At 50.4% G+C, this 14,949-nt stretch carries 14 protein-coding genes; 3 read left to right on the forward strand and 11 right to left on the reverse strand.

The genetic code is table 11. From position 1 onward, the window contains the following. Positions 1–88: 88 nt before the first annotated feature. The 7 genes from FN808_RS13340 to FN808_RS13370 form a co-directional block, all read right to left on the reverse strand. A complete protein-coding gene (locus tag FN808_RS13340; protein ID WP_142715102.1) occupies positions 89–553 on the reverse strand; it encodes a cupin domain-containing protein in 465 nt (154 codons plus the stop codon). Continuing rightward, positions 543–1,664 (reverse strand): RuBisCO large subunit C-terminal-like domain-containing protein, encoded by a 1,122-nt coding sequence (locus tag FN808_RS13345; protein WP_142715103.1) that lies wholly within the window; start codon positions 1,662–1,664, stop codon positions 543–545. Before FN808_RS13345 ends, FN808_RS13340 begins: the two co-directional genes overlap by 11 nt. Before the next feature lie 42 nt (positions 1,665–1,706). Then, positions 1,707–2,981: an adenylosuccinate synthase gene (locus FN808_RS13350; protein WP_142715104.1), complete on the reverse strand. Its 1,275-nt coding sequence runs from the start codon at positions 2,979–2,981 to the stop codon at positions 1,707–1,709. 71 nt (positions 2,982–3,052) lie between these two features. Continuing rightward, a complete protein-coding gene (locus tag FN808_RS13355; protein ID WP_142715106.1) occupies positions 3,053–3,397 on the reverse strand; it encodes an STAS domain-containing protein in 345 nt (114 codons plus the stop codon). A 168-nt stretch (positions 3,398–3,565) separates the two neighbouring features. Next, positions 3,566–4,477, reverse strand: a complete 912-nt coding sequence (gene secF, locus FN808_RS13360) for a protein translocase subunit SecF (protein WP_142715107.1) — start codon at positions 4,475–4,477, stop codon at positions 3,566–3,568. Between the two features lie 40 nt (positions 4,478–4,517). Beyond that, positions 4,518–6,344: a protein translocase subunit SecD gene (secD, locus tag FN808_RS13365; protein ID WP_142715108.1), complete on the reverse strand. Its 1,827-nt coding sequence runs from the start codon at positions 6,342–6,344 to the stop codon at positions 4,518–4,520. Between the two features lie 85 nt (positions 6,345–6,429). Continuing rightward, the gene (locus FN808_RS13370; protein ID WP_142715109.1) at positions 6,430–6,978 is read right to left on the reverse strand and encodes a hypothetical protein; all 549 of its coding nucleotides are present in this window, start codon (positions 6,976–6,978) and stop codon (positions 6,430–6,432) included. 242 nt (positions 6,979–7,220) lie between these two features. Between FN808_RS13370 and dusB the strand changes: the two genes are divergently transcribed. Beyond that, positions 7,221–8,213 carry a tRNA dihydrouridine synthase DusB gene (gene dusB / locus FN808_RS13375; RefSeq protein WP_142715110.1) on the forward strand — a complete coding sequence of 331 codons (993 nt, stop codon included), beginning with the start codon at positions 7,221–7,223 and terminating at the stop codon, positions 8,211–8,213. A gap of 24 nt (positions 8,214–8,237) precedes the next feature. Here the strand turns inward: dusB and FN808_RS13380 are convergent, their stop codons facing one another. From FN808_RS13380 to serS, 3 genes are read right to left on the reverse strand one after another with little or no spacing between them, the layout of a single operon-like run. Further along, positions 8,238–9,113 carry a mechanosensitive ion channel family protein gene (locus FN808_RS13380; protein ID WP_142715111.1) on the reverse strand — a complete coding sequence of 292 codons (876 nt, stop codon included), beginning with the start codon at positions 9,111–9,113 and terminating at the stop codon, positions 8,238–8,240. A gap of 3 nt (positions 9,114–9,116) precedes the next feature. Then, positions 9,117–9,899 carry a DUF432 domain-containing protein gene (locus FN808_RS13385; RefSeq protein ID WP_142715112.1) on the reverse strand — a complete coding sequence of 261 codons (783 nt, stop codon included), beginning with the start codon at positions 9,897–9,899 and terminating at the stop codon, positions 9,117–9,119. 42 nt (positions 9,900–9,941) lie between these two features. Next, positions 9,942–11,222 carry a serine--tRNA ligase gene (gene serS, locus FN808_RS13390; RefSeq protein ID WP_142715113.1) on the reverse strand — a complete coding sequence of 427 codons (1,281 nt, stop codon included), beginning with the start codon at positions 11,220–11,222 and terminating at the stop codon, positions 9,942–9,944. Positions 11,223–11,423: 201 nt separating this feature from the next. Between serS and FN808_RS13395 the strand changes: the two genes are divergently transcribed. Continuing rightward, positions 11,424–11,900: an Lrp/AsnC family transcriptional regulator gene (locus FN808_RS13395; RefSeq protein WP_142715114.1), complete on the forward strand. Its 477-nt coding sequence runs from the start codon at positions 11,424–11,426 to the stop codon at positions 11,898–11,900. 69 nt (positions 11,901–11,969) lie between these two features. Next, complete coding sequence (locus FN808_RS13400; RefSeq protein ID WP_142715115.1) at positions 11,970–13,433, forward strand: hypothetical protein; 1,464 nt, start codon at positions 11,970–11,972, stop codon at positions 13,431–13,433. Here the strand turns inward: FN808_RS13400 and rpoN are convergent. Then, the gene (rpoN, locus tag FN808_RS13405) at positions 13,426–14,949 is read right to left on the reverse strand and encodes an RNA polymerase factor sigma-54 (RefSeq protein ID WP_142715116.1); all 1,524 of its coding nucleotides are present in this window, start codon (positions 14,947–14,949) and stop codon (positions 13,426–13,428) included. The genes FN808_RS13400 and rpoN overlap by 8 nt on opposite strands.

Genomic DNA, 14,949 nt, shown 5'->3' on the forward strand with positions numbered 1-14,949 from the left:
AGGGCTTCATCCTATATATATCAACTCTAATTTTTAAAAAATTGCCAAAACCCTAATGTACTGTCTGCAGGCAGCTCCATCTCCCAGCTCAGCGCCTTATTTTTTCCAGTACTTCGCTTGACTGAATCTTTCGAGCGGTATATTCTTCATCCGCCAGCACGGGGCGGTCCCGGTAGCGGTCCACCACACAAATGAAGCCGAGCGGCTCACCCCGGTCGGCATGGAACTGGTGAAGGGTGTTGGGAGTCACATAAATCACATCATGAAGGTGGAGCTTATGGAGGTCATTCCCGAGGATGACGGTGCCGCTTCCCCTGATGATCACCACCGAATGCGGGTGGCGGTGATATTCGAAAGAGGTATATCCGCCGGGCTCCACTTCAAAATATCTCGTCTGAAAATTCAGCTGCTGTTCGTCCGCCTTTTCTCCCAGCAGGGAACAGCGATGCACCCCCTTGTAGCAGCTGCGGTCCCCTTTGTATTCCTCCCGGCTTACCGACTCCCAGGCATAACCGGTGTCGTCGGCCTTTATCACTTTTGATTTAGCTCTCATAATTGATCTCCTTCAGTTGGGTTGTAAACTGTCGGGCAGCGGCTTCAATACCTCCCGGATACTCGTATAGGCTGCTCCCCACCAGCAGGCAGCTGTCTTTGCCATAGGCCCTCGTCCATCGGCCGATATTCTCTATTTTAATGCCGCCTCCCGGCATGGGAAAAGAAGTCTTAAAAGGCGAATAAGGTTGCCGTGCGGATTCATTAACGGCCATACATTCCGACAGATTGTATGAAAACCGTCCCCCGGCATTGGGATAAATGACAAAATCAGCTCCCAGAGCGCGCCACAGCTGACCATACAGGAAATCCGGAGTAAAGCCCCGGCTCTCGTCCATGGTCAACGGCCCCGCAAAAGCCGGGTGGGCGATGATCGGCAGGTCTATATCCAGACGGGCCAGCCGGTGCAGCACAGGCAACCCGGTAATATGCGGGCAAATCATGACTCCATCTGCTCCCAGCTCATAAGCCTTGCGATAACGGTACTCAACCTCGCCGGCATCGGCTGTTATATTGGAGAAATACCGGGATCGTTGTCCCGTTTGGCGGGCAGCCCGGTCCATGGCCTTCACACAGGCCTCCACTCGTTTCACAAAAGGGGCATAATTCTGATTGGCAATACCGTGATCATCCTTGATAAGGTCGATGCCCCCCACAGCAAACCGGAAAGCAAGATCAGCCAGATCTGAAACGGAACTCCCCATGGGTTTGAGGGCCGTGGCACTGAGGGCACGGTCAAAGATATGAAAGCGATCCCGGATACCGTCAATGCCAAACCGTGGGCCGACAAAGAGGGTGTCTGCCAGGGATGACCAGTCAGCACTGAGAATTTTTATGCCCGGCTTCAGGGAAATATTTCCATACAGCAGATTCAGAAACTGGGCTATTTCCGTGCCTGCGTTGTCCAAAGGCCATGCAATAACAGCTTCATAGACGGCATCTGATCGTTTAATGGTCTGCCGGACCCGGCCCACGATCTTCTCCGCAATGGCCTTGCTCAGAACCTTCTCAGGCAGTTCGACTGATTGTTCCAGGCAGAGATTCCTGATTTTCTTATCGAGCTCCTCCCCGTCAGCAAGTGCCAGCTGGTATGTTACCGTAAAGATACTCATCCCATACAGCTTGTTAGCTATTTCATCCGGCGGGGCCGCCCTTTAAACGACAATCGTTTCACTGCGTTTGGGGCCCTTGGAAAGAATCGTCAGATCCACTCCAAGGTACTCCTGGATGAATTCCAGATAGTTTTTCGCCTCTGCCGGAAGCGCGTCAATATTCTCACAACCTTGAAGCGACTGCTGCCATCCGGGCATCGTTTTATACTGGGGCTCCAGTCCGTCCACATCCGGTAAATCGACCGGGAAAGTCTTCGTTTGCTTCCCATCAATTTTGTAACTGGTGCACAGCTTGATTTCTTCAAAATCATCAAGAATATCAAGTTTGGTAATGGTAAGTTCATTGATTCCGTTAATACGAACCGCATATTTCAATGCTACCAGGTCAATCCATCCACAGCGGCGGGGACGTCCCGTAGTGGCGCCAAATTCCTGTCCGGCATCGCGTAGCTGTTCCCCCGCCTCTCCCTCCAGCTCAGTGGGAAATGGACCGTTGCCCACACGCGTGCAGTAGGCTTTGGTGATGCCCATTACCTTGTCAACGGCTGTTGGCGGTATGCCCGAGCCGGTGCAGGCGCCCCCGGCCGTAGGACAGGAAGAAGTTACAAACGGATAGGTGCCGTGGTCAACATCGAGCAGGCTGCCCTGTGCGCCTTCCAGCAAAATCTCTTCCCCTCGCTCAATAGCCTCATGGAGCAGAGCGCTGGTATTGGTGATGTATGGACAAAGTTTATCGGCGGCCTCCAGCAGTTCTTCAATAACAGGCTCCGCTTCTATCGGCTCGTGCTTATAGACGTGCCTTAGAGCATCATTTATATCGTCGATGTTCGAGGATATTTTCCGTCGCAACTGCCCGGGATGGAAAAGATCCGACATCCGGATCCCCACCCGTGAAACCTTGCTTACGTAGGCCGGTCCAATACCGCGGCCGGTAGTACCGATGGCATCATCGCCGCGATGCTCCTCCTTGACCTGATCAAGCAGCTGGTGATACGGTAAAATTACGTGGGCGGCACTACTGATTTTCAGGCGATCCCCGAGATCCGCTCCCATTGCTTCCACTTCCTTGATTTCATCGAGCAGCGCAAGCGGATCGATTACTACACCGTTGCCAATCACACAGGTCCCATTTCCATTGAATATACCGGAGGGAATCAGGTGCAATACAATTTTTTTGTCGTCAAACTCCAGGGTATGGCCAGCATTGGCTCCCCCCTGGTACCGGACCACGTAAGCGGCCTCTCTACTAAGCAAATCAACAATTTTACCTTTTCCTTCATCACCCCACTGGGCCCCCACAACAACACGAATAGACATAGTCTTGTAATCATTAGACATAAAAAAAGGGGTGTGCGCACCCCCTTTTTTATTAAAAGTTCGAAATAAATTTATTCTTCGGAATACGATTCAACCGCTTCTTCGAGCGATTTATAATGTTTGAAAACAGTAATAAGCTTAGTAATAACCAACAGGCTTTCAATTTTGTCGGTAGCATTGGCAATACGCAGATCTCCACCGGCCTTGCGCATGGTCGTAAGCCCACCGATCAGCATACCAAGCCCGGAGGAATTCATGAATTTTACCTTTGCCAGATTTGCAACAATGTTGGTCTTGTCTTCTTCAATAAGTTCATGCAGTTTTTCATTCAGGCTGACTGCGTCCGGGCCACCCATAACATTTCCCTTGAACTCGATAACTACACAATTATAACGCTCCGATACTTTGAAATTCATATCTGAATTCTCCTGTTACTTTTTTGAATTAGTATTTAACAATAGGTTCTTAGCAATATCTTGATGCTAAATTTAAATGCCCCGATTACCCCTTACGGCTAATGCCTTAAGTTGTTACGGCTTTTGGGCAATATAACCTTTAAAAACAGGAAATTCTCCTAAAAAACGCTAGGTGTTCTGCTTTCTTTTGTGAAGCTCAACCACCATAGAACTAGCTACAAACAGCGAACTGTAGGTTCCTATGATGACCCCGAGCATCAAAGCAAAGGAGAAGCCCTTCAGAACTTCACCGCCAAAGATAAATAGCACAGTCACCACAAACAAGGTGGTTATGGAGGTTATGACAGTCCGGCTGAGCGTATCATTGAGACTCTTGTTGATCATCTTGTCGTAATCCATCGTCTTGTAAAGCATGCTGTTTTCCCGGATCCGGTCGAAGACCACCACTGTATCGTTCAGTGAATAGCCCACAATTGTCAGGAAGGCGGCGATAATCGCCTGGTCGATCTGCATGCTGAAAGGAGCGATTTCACTGAATAAGGTGAAAATCCCCAGCACAATGAACACGTCATGGAACAGCGCACCAACGGCCCCCGCCGAAAAGGTCCAGTCTTTGAACCGGATGAGGATATAGATAAAAATGACGATCAGGGCAAAGATGATGGCATTCAAGGCCCCCCGCTTGAGATCCTCTGCAAAACGGGGACCCACAATATCCGTCTTGATTACAGTTGCATCATTATCTGGATAAAGCTGCTGCATGGTCCCCATGATGGTAGACTGAACTGCGGTAATATCACCCGGGTTGTCGGTACGGATCAAAATATCCTGCGGCGAACCAAAACGCTTGACCTCCGGGGCCCCGTCCAGTGGACCTGCAAGCTCACTACGCACCTCCGTTACCTCCACCGGCTGCTGAAACTCAAGGACAAACTCTTTACCGCCCCTGAAATCAATGCCATATTGCAGTCCTTTGGTGAAAATTACAATGATAGAAGCCACGAGCAAAATGCCGGAGACAATCTGGCCAATTTTATGGGCTTTCAAAAAATTAAAATCAGGTGTTTCGAACCATCTCATGGTAATAAATCCTTAAATTATTATTAGAAAATATTTTCAGTTAACCGAAGCTGAGTTCGGCGGATTTGTCGCGCGTAAGGTAATCCACAACAACACGTGTAATCACAATAGCGCTGAAGAGCGAGGCCACAATACCAGCCATCAGGGTAACAGCGAACCCTTTAATCGGTCCCACACCAAAGCTGTAGAGGATAATACCGACAAAGAAGGTGGTGACGTTGGCATCCACAATAGCACTCATCGCATTGGAATACCCTCCTTCAATGGCGGCCCGCAGTGTTTTCCCGGTTCGCTGCTCCTCCCTGATTCGGTCAAAGATCAGCACGTTGGCATCCACCGCCATACCGATTGTAAGCACAATTCCGGCAATACCCGGCAGCGTGAGCGTGGCCTTGAAAGCCGCCAGAATCCCCAGGATAAAGATAATATTCAGTATCAGGGCCAGGTCGGCGATGGCCCCGCCCGCGTGGTAGTAAACGATCATAAATATCGCCACAATCACCAGGCCAATGAGCGTTGAGTAAAAGCCGGCCTGGATAGAAGCCTCACCCAGCGTAGCCCCCACGGTTCGTTCTTCGATAATATCAAGCGGGGCCGGCAGCGCACCGGAAAGCAAAATATTCACGAGGTCTTCAGCTTCAGCTACATTCTCCAGTCCCGAAATGGAGGAACGTCCGTTAGATATCTTCGTCTCTACATTGGGATAGGAGTACACATAACCGTCAAGAACAATAGCGATGGGCTTGCCGATGTTGGCTCCCGTGATCCGCGACCAGCGCCGTGCTCCGTCCGAATTCATATTCATCGAAACCCGCGGCTGGTTGGTCGTTTGATCAAAATTCACGCTGGCCTCCTCAATGACCTCACCCGTCATCTCAACATCGGGCCGAACTCCGATCATCTCGAAAAACTCCTGCCCTTCAGGCGTTGTCTGGAAGGGGCTGGCTCCCCACATCAGCACCATATTCCGCGGAATCAGTTCCTGAACCTCCGGGCGCTGAAGCAGCTCGTTAACACGGGCTGTATCTCTGCCGGTGGCATAGCCAAATGAATAGGCATTGCGCGTCTGCGTGCTCATAACTTCAGCCAGTGGGTTTTGTCCATTGCCCTGCTGCTGCTGAAGCGTATCGGTGGTATCGGAAGACGCCTGGTTGCTGTAGTAGTTCATAATGCGCTGTCGAGCCGTATTGATTTGGTTGGGCTCGGCCGCCAATCGGAATTCAAGTCGCGCTGTACCTTTCAACAGATTACGGATACGTTCTTTGTTAGCCACGCCCGGCAGCTCAACGACAACACGGTTATTCCCCTGCACAAAGATGGCCGGTTCTGTCACCCCGTAACGGTCGACCCGCGTTCGGATGATCTCCATGGCCCGCTCCACAGCACTGTCTCGCTGCTGCTGCAAGTAGGCTTCAATCTCCTCGTTCGTGGAGCGGCGGGTTATATTTTCGGTATCGGACCGGAAATAACGGCTCAGCCGGGCATCCGGGTTCCGCTCTTCAAACTCCTGGACCATTTCGGTAATAAAGTCGGTACCGTTCTCGATGGCCTCTTGTTCAGCTGTGTCAATGACATCAACCAGTGTTGAATCAAGATATTCTCCCGCCAGTTCACGAACGAGCTGGGGGGTCCCCACTTCGAGGGTCACATGCATACCGCCCTGAAGATCGAGCCCGAGGGAAAGTGATTCTTCACGCAGATTTTGCAGCCGCTGTGCATTTTCCTCCACATATTCCGCGCGTTCAGCTTCCGGGAGGTCTTCGACATAATTTTGCTCGAGCATGTTAGCCACGGTCGGCCATAAATAATAGATCGAGATCGCCAGAAAGGCTACAATAAATCCAATTTTAGTGCCATTACCTTTCATAATAAATCGGTTTGAAAATAATTAGAATTGGGTTTCAGTCGTACGTTTTAGACAGACGATAAAAATAAAAGAGAGGGAAATCTTCTCAGGGAGCACCTATAGCTATGCCGTCACTCATAGGCTCAACGGATGCCGTTGCCGGCACCTGAGAAAAACTGCTGATGCCTGGGGAAGGTACTGCATGGGGCCCGCTGTATGACAAACCCTGCACGGCTTCCATGGCCCCGGCCTTGTCTATGTGCTGTATGTGCGAAGATTTGACTGTTTGCTGAACCGGGATGCCACTCATAGCATTACCCGTCTGAAACTGATTCCACTCAATCAGAAGCAGCTGGTACATCTGAAGAGAAGCCTCCTGCTCGGCAAACGGGAAGTTAAATTCCTCATTGTTGTCTTTAACAATCTGTGAGGCCTGCTCCAGGATATCGGCAAGCGAAGCGGTTGAGGCCCTCAGATCCTGTAATTCCTGCTGCAGGCCGGGAGCATCTGAAGCCTGGGCCATCAGGTGCAGCCAGCGGGCAAAAGCATCCGAATTCCGGCTGGCCTGTACCGGCTGAATCATATACAATCCAAACCCCATGCCCACAAGCAGGGTCATCATCAACCGGGTAATATAGGAACGTAGTCGTTTCATCAGTGGCTGAAAATAGCCAGAAACGGGCAGTGGGACAAACACTTTTTATCCCAAAATAATAAATCCAGCAGATCATAGCGTAACCTGCCACATCCGTGAAACTCAAGGCCATGAGCACTAATGTCGTGCTATCAACTTCTGAAGGGTACTGGTATAAAGATTTTCAGACCTAAAACAATCGAGGTTCTGCCGGAATCTCCTTATATTGGCGGGTTATCAAAAACAAACCAACCCAGCGTACCGTGAAGATAGGAAACCTTGACTTAGGCCATAAACCGCTTCTTCTCGCCCCCATGGAGGATGTTACCGATTCTCCTTTTCGCACCATTTGTCGCCGCAAAGGGGCTAATATTGTGTATACTGAATTCATCAGCTCTGAAGCGATCATCCGCGACTCTGATCAGGCAATGCACAAAATGGACTTCAGCGAGAAAGAACGCCCTTTCGGCGTACAAATTTTCGGGGGACGTGAAGAGGCCATGGACGGCGCTGCCAGGATCGCTGAATCAAATAATCCCGATGTTGTGGATATCAATTTTGGCTGCCCGGTCTACAAGATTGTCAAAAAGGGAGCGGGTTCTGCCTGCCTCAAGGACATGGGACTCATGGAGCGCATGGCCGGCTCCGTGGTAGACGCTGTTGAAAACAAGCCGGTTACCGTCAAAACCCGGCTCGGCTGGGATTACCGTACGATCAAGATTCAGGAGGCGGCCCTTATGCTGCAGGATCTGGGCGTAAAAGCACTGACTGTTCACGCACGTACCCGCAACCAGAAATACAAGGGAGATGCTCAGTGGCAGTGGCTTAAGAAACTAAAAAATACCCCCGGGCTGGAAATCCCGGTCATCGGCAATGGCGACGTCACGACCCCGCAGGATGCCAAACGAATGTTTGACGAAACCGGGGTGGATGGCGTGATGATAGGTCGCGGCGCTATCGGGAATCCCTGGATCTTTGAGCGGGCCCACCATTACATCGAAACCGGAGAACTGCTTCCCGAACCCACCGTGGATGACCGCATCGAACTCTGTGCCGACCAGCTGCGCCGATCCGTCGATCACCATGGCGAGCGATATGGGGTCATTATCATGAAAAAACACTACGGGCAATACCTGAAAGGCGTGCGTAATAGTCGGCAGCTGCGGGCAGCCATCATGGAAGAAAAAGAGATGCAGCCTATCCTGGACCTTCTTTTCCAGTTCAAAGACCAAAAAATGTATGCTGAGGCCTCTTAACCAAAAGCCAAATCCCGCCCACAGCTAATCCGTTGAGGGCGGTGAGGCATCGCCGTCTTCAACCATTCGAATCGGCATCGGATCGGTAGCAGCCCCGGCATAAAGGGAAACATGCGGAAAGGGAATCTCTATACCCTCCCGGTCAAAGGCCTCCTTGACCTCCTCCTGGATGGTATTTTTAAGCAGCACACGATCGTCGACGGTGGCCCATACCAGGAACAGCAGGTCAATAGACGAGGCACCAAAGGCCTCAAAGATGATAAGCGGCTTGGGTTCCGCCAGTGCATACGCATTTTTTTCGGCGACCTTCATCAACACTTCCCGAACCCGTCCAATATCCTCCTTGTAGGCTACGGATATCTTGGCATTGAAGCGTCGGATGGGAAAGCGGGTCACATTGGTCACTTCCGTTTTTATGATCGCCTCATTGGGAATACGGACAAACTGGTTGTCAAAGGTCCGCAGTTTTACCGACAACACGTCAATCGACATAACAATACCAGTCGTATTGTTGATGGTAATGATGTCGTCAACCTTGAAGGGCTGCTCGGCAATTAAAAACAGGCCGCTTATAATATTCGATACACTGGTCTGGGAAGCAAAACCAAGGGCCACTCCCACGATGCCGGCGGCCCCCAGCAGAGGGGTCAGACTAATGCCCAGCTGCCCCATGATGGTTATCACGATAATAATGATGCCGGTATAGAATATCATCTTACCTGCCAGCATCCCGTAATGAGAAGAGTATTTCCTGGTAAAAAACCTGCGGGCCCAGCCCCGCAGTATCCACAACAGCGGTACAGCAATGGCCAGCACCAGGGCCACTTTCAGCATCATTTCCAGGGTTTCCTCCGAAGTCAGGGTATCCAGGTTCAGCAGGGATTCTTGCAAGAGTGCCATAATCTAGCGGTCAAAAATTAAGGTATCTTCAAACAGGCGTTTAAAGGTTCGGGTTGTAAGGCTTGCCTGAATATGCTTTCGGGGCCGCGCAAGCTGCATCTGCCTGTCAATGCCCTTGGGCAGCTTCCCGGTCATGATGACATCACTGTGCTGTTCTTTTCCATGGTAGGTAATCTGTGTTTCATCCGCCCACAAGGTACCATTGTACTGGTAAATACCCAGTCGTTCGACACGGAAACAGAAACTTTCAAAATCAAGCGCTTCCGAAGACTGGTTGGAAATGGTAATGGGACAGCTGACCAGATGGCGTTCCGGCTGCAGCTGGGAGAGATCGCGGCGGGCCTTGGTGGTCGTATGGTAGCAGAGCTCCCCCTCAAGCGGGGTACCGAACCAGGTTTTGGACATCTTTGTGACCGGCAGCTCTATAAGCTGGTAGTTGTCGTTGGCCAGCCTTATGGTAAGCCAAATGGGAATGCGGCTGAATACCTGTATCTTGGTGCGGGGACTTACTTTCAGAGAATATTCCGAGTGTACAATCAACGGCAGATCAGCAAAGGCCGGCAGAATGCGAACCCGGTCGTGCCCGTTTTTATGGGCCCACCGTACCCATTGAACCTCTTCAGGTGGTTCGGCTTCATCCACGGATCCACTTACCTCATCCATGTAGCAATACGCAATACGAATCTCCTCATCCTGGTACTTAAGCCACAGATACAGCTCTCCGATATGCACAAAATGATTCGCTTTTTCCTGCAGCGAAATGGTACCCCAAATATCACTTCCCATAGGATCTCACCTTTTGTCAGTCACAATAATAATATAATAAAATCAGCCGGCCTGTATGGTTTCAGCCCCCATAAATGGCTGCAGCACTTCCGGAACCGCAATACTTCCGTCTTCCTGCTGGTAAATTTCCAGGATGGCGGCCATCACCCGCGGCAGGGCCAGTCCCGAACCATTGAGGGTATGGACTATTTCGGTATCTCCCTCATCATTTCGATACCGGAGCATCATCCGCCGGGCCTGGAAGCTCCCGAAGTTGGAACAGGAGCTCACTTCCAGCCATCGCTCCTGAGCCGGGCTCCAAACCTCCAGATCGTATTTCTTCGACTGGGTAAACCCCATATCGCCCGTGCACATGAGCAGGGTTCGATAGGGAATTCCCAGCTCCTCCAGCAGCGACTCGGCATACTCCCTCAGGCTTTCCAGCTCGTCATAGGCGGTGTCGGGGTGCACCATTTTAACCAGCTCCACCTTGTCAAACTGGTGCAGGCGGTTGAGCCCCCGCACATCCTTGCCGTAGGAGCCTGCCTCGCGCCGCCAGCAGGGGGTATAGGCTGTATAATACAGGGGGAGCTCCTCCAGTTCAATAATTTCATCACGGCGAAAATTGGTCACCGGCACTTCAGCCGTGGGGATGGCAAAAAATTCATCGCGGGGGATTTCATACATCATATCCTCCTTATCCGGAATTTGCCCTGTTCCCCGGGCCGACTCTTCATTTACGAAGTAGGGGACCTGCAGTTCCGTATACCCCTCCTGTGCCGCCCTGTTTAGAAAATAATTGATGAGGGCCCGCTGAAGCTTTGCTGCCGGTCCCACATAGAAGGGGAAGCCAGCGCCGGTTACCTTCGCTCCGCGTTCAAAATCGATCCACCCCTGCTCCTCCACAAGCTCCCAGTGAGGCCGCTGCCATTTCTCGGGCTCCCCGGGGGTCCCCCAGGTTTTAAAAACCTCGTTTTCCTCCTCCGAGTGTCCTACTGGTACCGATGCATGCGGAACATTCGGGACCCGCAGCAACAGTTCTTCGCGCTGCTGCTTCAAGGTGTCCAGCTGCTCCTCTTTCTGCTTGATCTCTTCCTTTAGCTTGCTGGTATGCTCGATAATCTCCTGGGCCTCGTCTTTCTTGCCCTGCCCCATCAGCTGCCCAATTTTCCGGGCCTTCGTATTGCTCTCATTTCTGAGATCGTCGGTCTCTTTAACCAGCGAACGCCACGCTTCGTCAGTCTCCAGGAGCTTATCGACAAGCTCGGGGGTTTCCACCCCCTTGTTGCGCATTCCCTGTTTTACATCCTCGGCATGGGTACGAATATAGGTGACGTCTAACATCTGCTGTATAACATTTGCTTTAGAAAATCGTTTTGCTAAAGATAAAAGAGTTTTAGCAACCTTTGAATCTATTTTTTTCCTAATTACAGGATTGTTCAAACTAAAATTGGAAAATAAGATCCCCTTCATTCTGCTTGACCTCCTTATTATTTTAATTTATTTTAAATAAATCATAGAAAATTTAGGAAGTGGAGTGCTATTATGGCTAAAGGACTTGATGAGATTGACATTAAAATCTTAAATCATCTTCAAAAAGAAGGACGTGCCCAGCGGAATCAGCTCGCTGAGATCGTGCATCTATCTGTGCCCTCGGTATCGGAACGCATGCGCAAACTTGAAGAAAAGAAGCTTATAAAGGGATACCGTGCCATTTTAGATGGCAAGCTCTTTAAATTTGATATCACCGCTTTCGTTTTTGTAGAGGTGGATGGTTCGGATAACTACCCCAAGTTCATCGAACGCATCACCAATGAACCGGAAGTGCTGGAATGTCATTCCATAACCGGTGACGGATCTCATATCCTCAAAATCCGCACAGAAAACACCGACTCATTTGAGAAGCTGCTCTCGCGCATCCAGTCATGGAACGGGGTGAGCAAAAGCCGATCCAATGTGGTACTCAGCAGTTTCAAGGAGACAACAGAACTGCCTATCGAAAAAACAATAGATCCCAAGTAATCGTTTTTCATTTCATCAGCCATAGTGAATAGCCGGCTTCGCCTTGTATTACTGAGCATTTTCCTTCTCATGGCATCTTTTGGCACCGCTCAGGCGCAACGCATTCTGGGGGTCGTATGGGAGATTCCTTCCGATGAGGCGCAAGCCGTGCAGCAGCTGGAGACCTTCCGGAAGATGGGTATTACCGTTCTTGAAGTGCAAAAGCTGCCGTCCGGACGCCTGTGGGATGAGATCAGCCAGCACAATTTCACGGTCTACGGCGATCTGAATATCCGTTTTCCAACCGCCCATACCCTTGCCCGGGCTGACTCCTCCTTTTATTCCGAAATCAACCGCAAAGTCGATGCCTTTGTTGGTCATCCGGCTGTTAAAGCACTAAAACTGTTTAGTTACGGTGCAGTACACGATGAGGACTTTAACCGGGCCGCCGACTCTCTTTTTAGCAGCATTGGTCCGCTGGAAAACACCGAAATGTACTACAGTGGAAGCAGGGCAAGCCCGGATCCGGATCTACCTGTCGACTTTTTCATGCTTGATCTTCATGTTTCGCCCCAAAATGTCGATGCACTCCCCATTTCATCTTCCCCTGACCCCAGCGGATACTATTATCATCCCTCCCCGGAACTTGCTCACCTTCTGACTCCGCTCAAACAGCTTTTCCAGGTCACCTCAACCCATCCCGGGGATATCCTGTTCCTGGACAGCCGCTGGCTGCTAACCATGACCGAGCACCACCCCCGGTTGCCCGCAACGTTGAAGTCGCAGGCCTCTGGTGAAGATTCCATTTTTCCCACCCCCAATGAGCCCCGGCCGGACCAGCATTCCTCCCCTCTTCCCATCATTGTTCTACTGCTCGGCTGGGGCATTTTGGCCATCCACTACAACATGAGTCCCATTTACAGAAAATCCCTGTTTCGCTATTTCACCGGGCACAAGTTTTTTCTCAACGATATCTTTCATCAGCACATCCGGTCGCCTTTTCCGGCGCTTCTCATTACCACTCAAAACGCCCTCTTCGTTGCAGCGGCCCTGTTCATTCTTTCCCGGAATTTATGGTCTATCACAGGCATTCGGGGACTGCTTCATTATTACCCGAACCTGCTTTTTATCAGCGGCAGCCGCTACGATATTTTCATCATAGCTCTGGGAGGCACCCTTCTGTATTCCCTTGCCTGCACCCTGTGGCTTTATCTCAGCCATCAGTCCCTGCGCTCGATCACGCAGGTTCTGACACTCTTTGCCTGGCCTCTGCAGCTTAATATTATCCTGGGTACTATTGTCATAGCCCTTTACGTATCAGGCGGAAATGCAACGACAATGGCTTCGCTGTCTGCGGCCATGCTGACGATATGTCTTCTTAGTTTTATTATAACTGCCCGGGATGCCGCGCATCATCTGATGGGCAAAAGAATGCGCTATCTAGGCCTGACAATCGGTCTTTATCTCATTGCCATCTCGGCTCTGGCAATCTGGGTGCTCAAATTTAACGATCCCCTTTGGCAGGTTATCGACCTGAGTCTGCAGCTCAAATAATCTGTTTCCGTAGACGGGCAACAGGTATATTCAGCTTTTCCCGATATTTACTTACCGTCCGGCGAGCCACTTTATAGCCCTCTTCTTTCAGCAAATCTGCAATAGCCTGGTCGCTCAATGGCTTTTTCTTGTTCTCGTTATCCACAATCTCCTGAACCGCATTTTTGACCTCCCGGCTGGAGACTTCTTCTCCGCTTTCGGTTTCAAGCCCTTCACTAAAAAAATACTTCAGTTCAAAAACACCAAAATGCGTCTGCACATATTTGCCGTTAACCACCCGTGAAATCGTGGAGATATCAAGATTCACCCGCTCGGCAATATCTTTCAGAATCATCGGTTTGAGCCCCTCGCCGTGCTTGAAAAAATCTTCCTGCAGCGCTACAATAGTCTTCATGGTGTTCATGAGGGTATTTTGACGCTGGCGGATGGAATCAATAAACCACTGGGCCGACTCTATCTTGTTCTTGATAAACGATTTCGTTTCTTTTGTCTGCTTATTTTTATTTTTCTTCTTTTTCAGGTCATCCCACATTTTCTTGTAGCGCGGCGAGATATGCAACGGCGGAACATTGCTGTTATTGAGTGAAATGACAAAATCACCAGCGTTCTTTTCTCCGTTATTTTCCTCCTCTTCAACCGGCTGGTAGTAAACCTCAAAATCTGGTTCAATGTAGTTTTGGGTATCATCAACCGCATTGCCATTGCCCCCGGGTTTTGGATCCAGTCCCTTGATGCAGTCAAAAGCCGCCTTAAGTTCCTCGTCACCGATATCGAGCTTTTTTTTAAGCTTGCTGAAATGCTTTTTTTCAAACAAATCCCAGTGATCCCGCAGCATTTTAATTGCATTTTCCCGCCCTTCGGCCTGCGGATCCATCAATTCCAGCTGAATGATCAGGCAGTCACGGAGGTCTCGCGAGGCGACGCCCGGCGGATCCAGCAGCTGAATCTTCTTTCGAACGGTCTCCACTTCCTCCTTGTTGGTCAGCACGCCTTCATTAAAAGCGATATTATCGACCACCGCTTCAATTTCCCGGCGGAAATAGCCGTCTTGGTCCAGCGAACCCAGTATTTGATCGGCAATGAGTTTTTGCTTTTCAGTCAAATCAAGAAGCCCGACCTGTTGCTCAAGCTCTTCCAAAAACGATTCGTGATAGGGATCGGGCAAATCGCGCCAGTCCTCATTACCCGAATATCCGGAACCCCCGCTGTAGTTTCCACCATCATACTCGGTATTGTGCATAAATTCATCCCAGTCGACTTCTTCGTTCTGATCCACCGGGTCCAGCTCCTCACTGCTCTCAGCCTCATCGGTCTCCCACTCCGAAGACTCCAGCTCATTGAGATCATCGGTCGGCTCTCCCTCTTCCAAAACAGGGTTTACCTCAAGCTCCTCTTTCACACGCTGCTCCAGGGCAATGGTAGGGAGCTGCAGCAACTTGATATACTGGATCTGCTGCGGCGACAGACGCTGCTGCTGCGTCTGTTTCTGATTCATCTGTTGGCCTGTCTTAAGCAT

The organism is Fodinibius sediminis, from assembly GCF_900182555.1.
Classification (GTDB): Bacteria; Bacteroidota; Rhodothermia; order Balneolales; family Balneolaceae; genus Fodinibius; species Fodinibius sediminis.

Bases quoted from the DNA above. Each gene is read 5' to 3' on its own strand.
- secD (WP_142715108.1), bottom strand. From the start codon at position 6,344: ATGAAAGGTAATGGCACTAAAATTGGATTTATTGTAGCCTTTCTGGCG.
- FN808_RS13385 (WP_142715112.1), bottom strand. From the start codon at position 9,899: ATGGGAAGTGATATTTGGGGTACCATTTCGCTGCAGGAAAAAGCGAAT.
- secF (WP_142715107.1), bottom strand. From the start codon at position 4,477: ATGAGATGGTTCGAAACACCTGATTTTAATTTTTTGAAAGCCCATAAA.
- serS (WP_142715113.1), bottom strand. From the start codon at position 11,222: ATGTTAGACGTCACCTATATTCGTACCCATGCCGAGGATGTAAAACAG.
- FN808_RS13395 (WP_142715114.1), top strand. From the start codon at position 11,424: ATGGCTAAAGGACTTGATGAGATTGACATTAAAATCTTAAATCATCTT.
- FN808_RS13340 (WP_142715102.1), bottom strand. From the start codon at position 553: ATGAGAGCTAAATCAAAAGTGATAAAGGCCGACGACACCGGTTATGCC.
- FN808_RS13370 (WP_142715109.1), bottom strand. From the start codon at position 6,978: ATGAAACGACTACGTTCCTATATTACCCGGTTGATGATGACCCTGCTT.
- FN808_RS13345 (WP_142715103.1), bottom strand. From the start codon at position 1,664: ATGAGTATCTTTACGGTAACATACCAGCTGGCACTTGCTGACGGGGAG.
- FN808_RS13350 (WP_142715104.1), bottom strand. From the start codon at position 2,981: ATGTCTATTCGTGTTGTTGTGGGGGCCCAGTGGGGTGATGAAGGAAAA.
- rpoN (WP_142715116.1), bottom strand. From the start codon at position 14,949: ATGCTTAAGACAGGCCAACAGATGAATCAGAAACAGACGCAGCAGCAG.
- FN808_RS13400 (WP_142715115.1), top strand. From the start codon at position 11,970: ATGGCATCTTTTGGCACCGCTCAGGCGCAACGCATTCTGGGGGTCGTA.
- FN808_RS13380 (WP_142715111.1), bottom strand. From the start codon at position 9,113: ATGGCACTCTTGCAAGAATCCCTGCTGAACCTGGATACCCTGACTTCG.
- FN808_RS13355 (WP_142715106.1), bottom strand. From the start codon at position 3,397: ATGAATTTCAAAGTATCGGAGCGTTATAATTGTGTAGTTATCGAGTTC.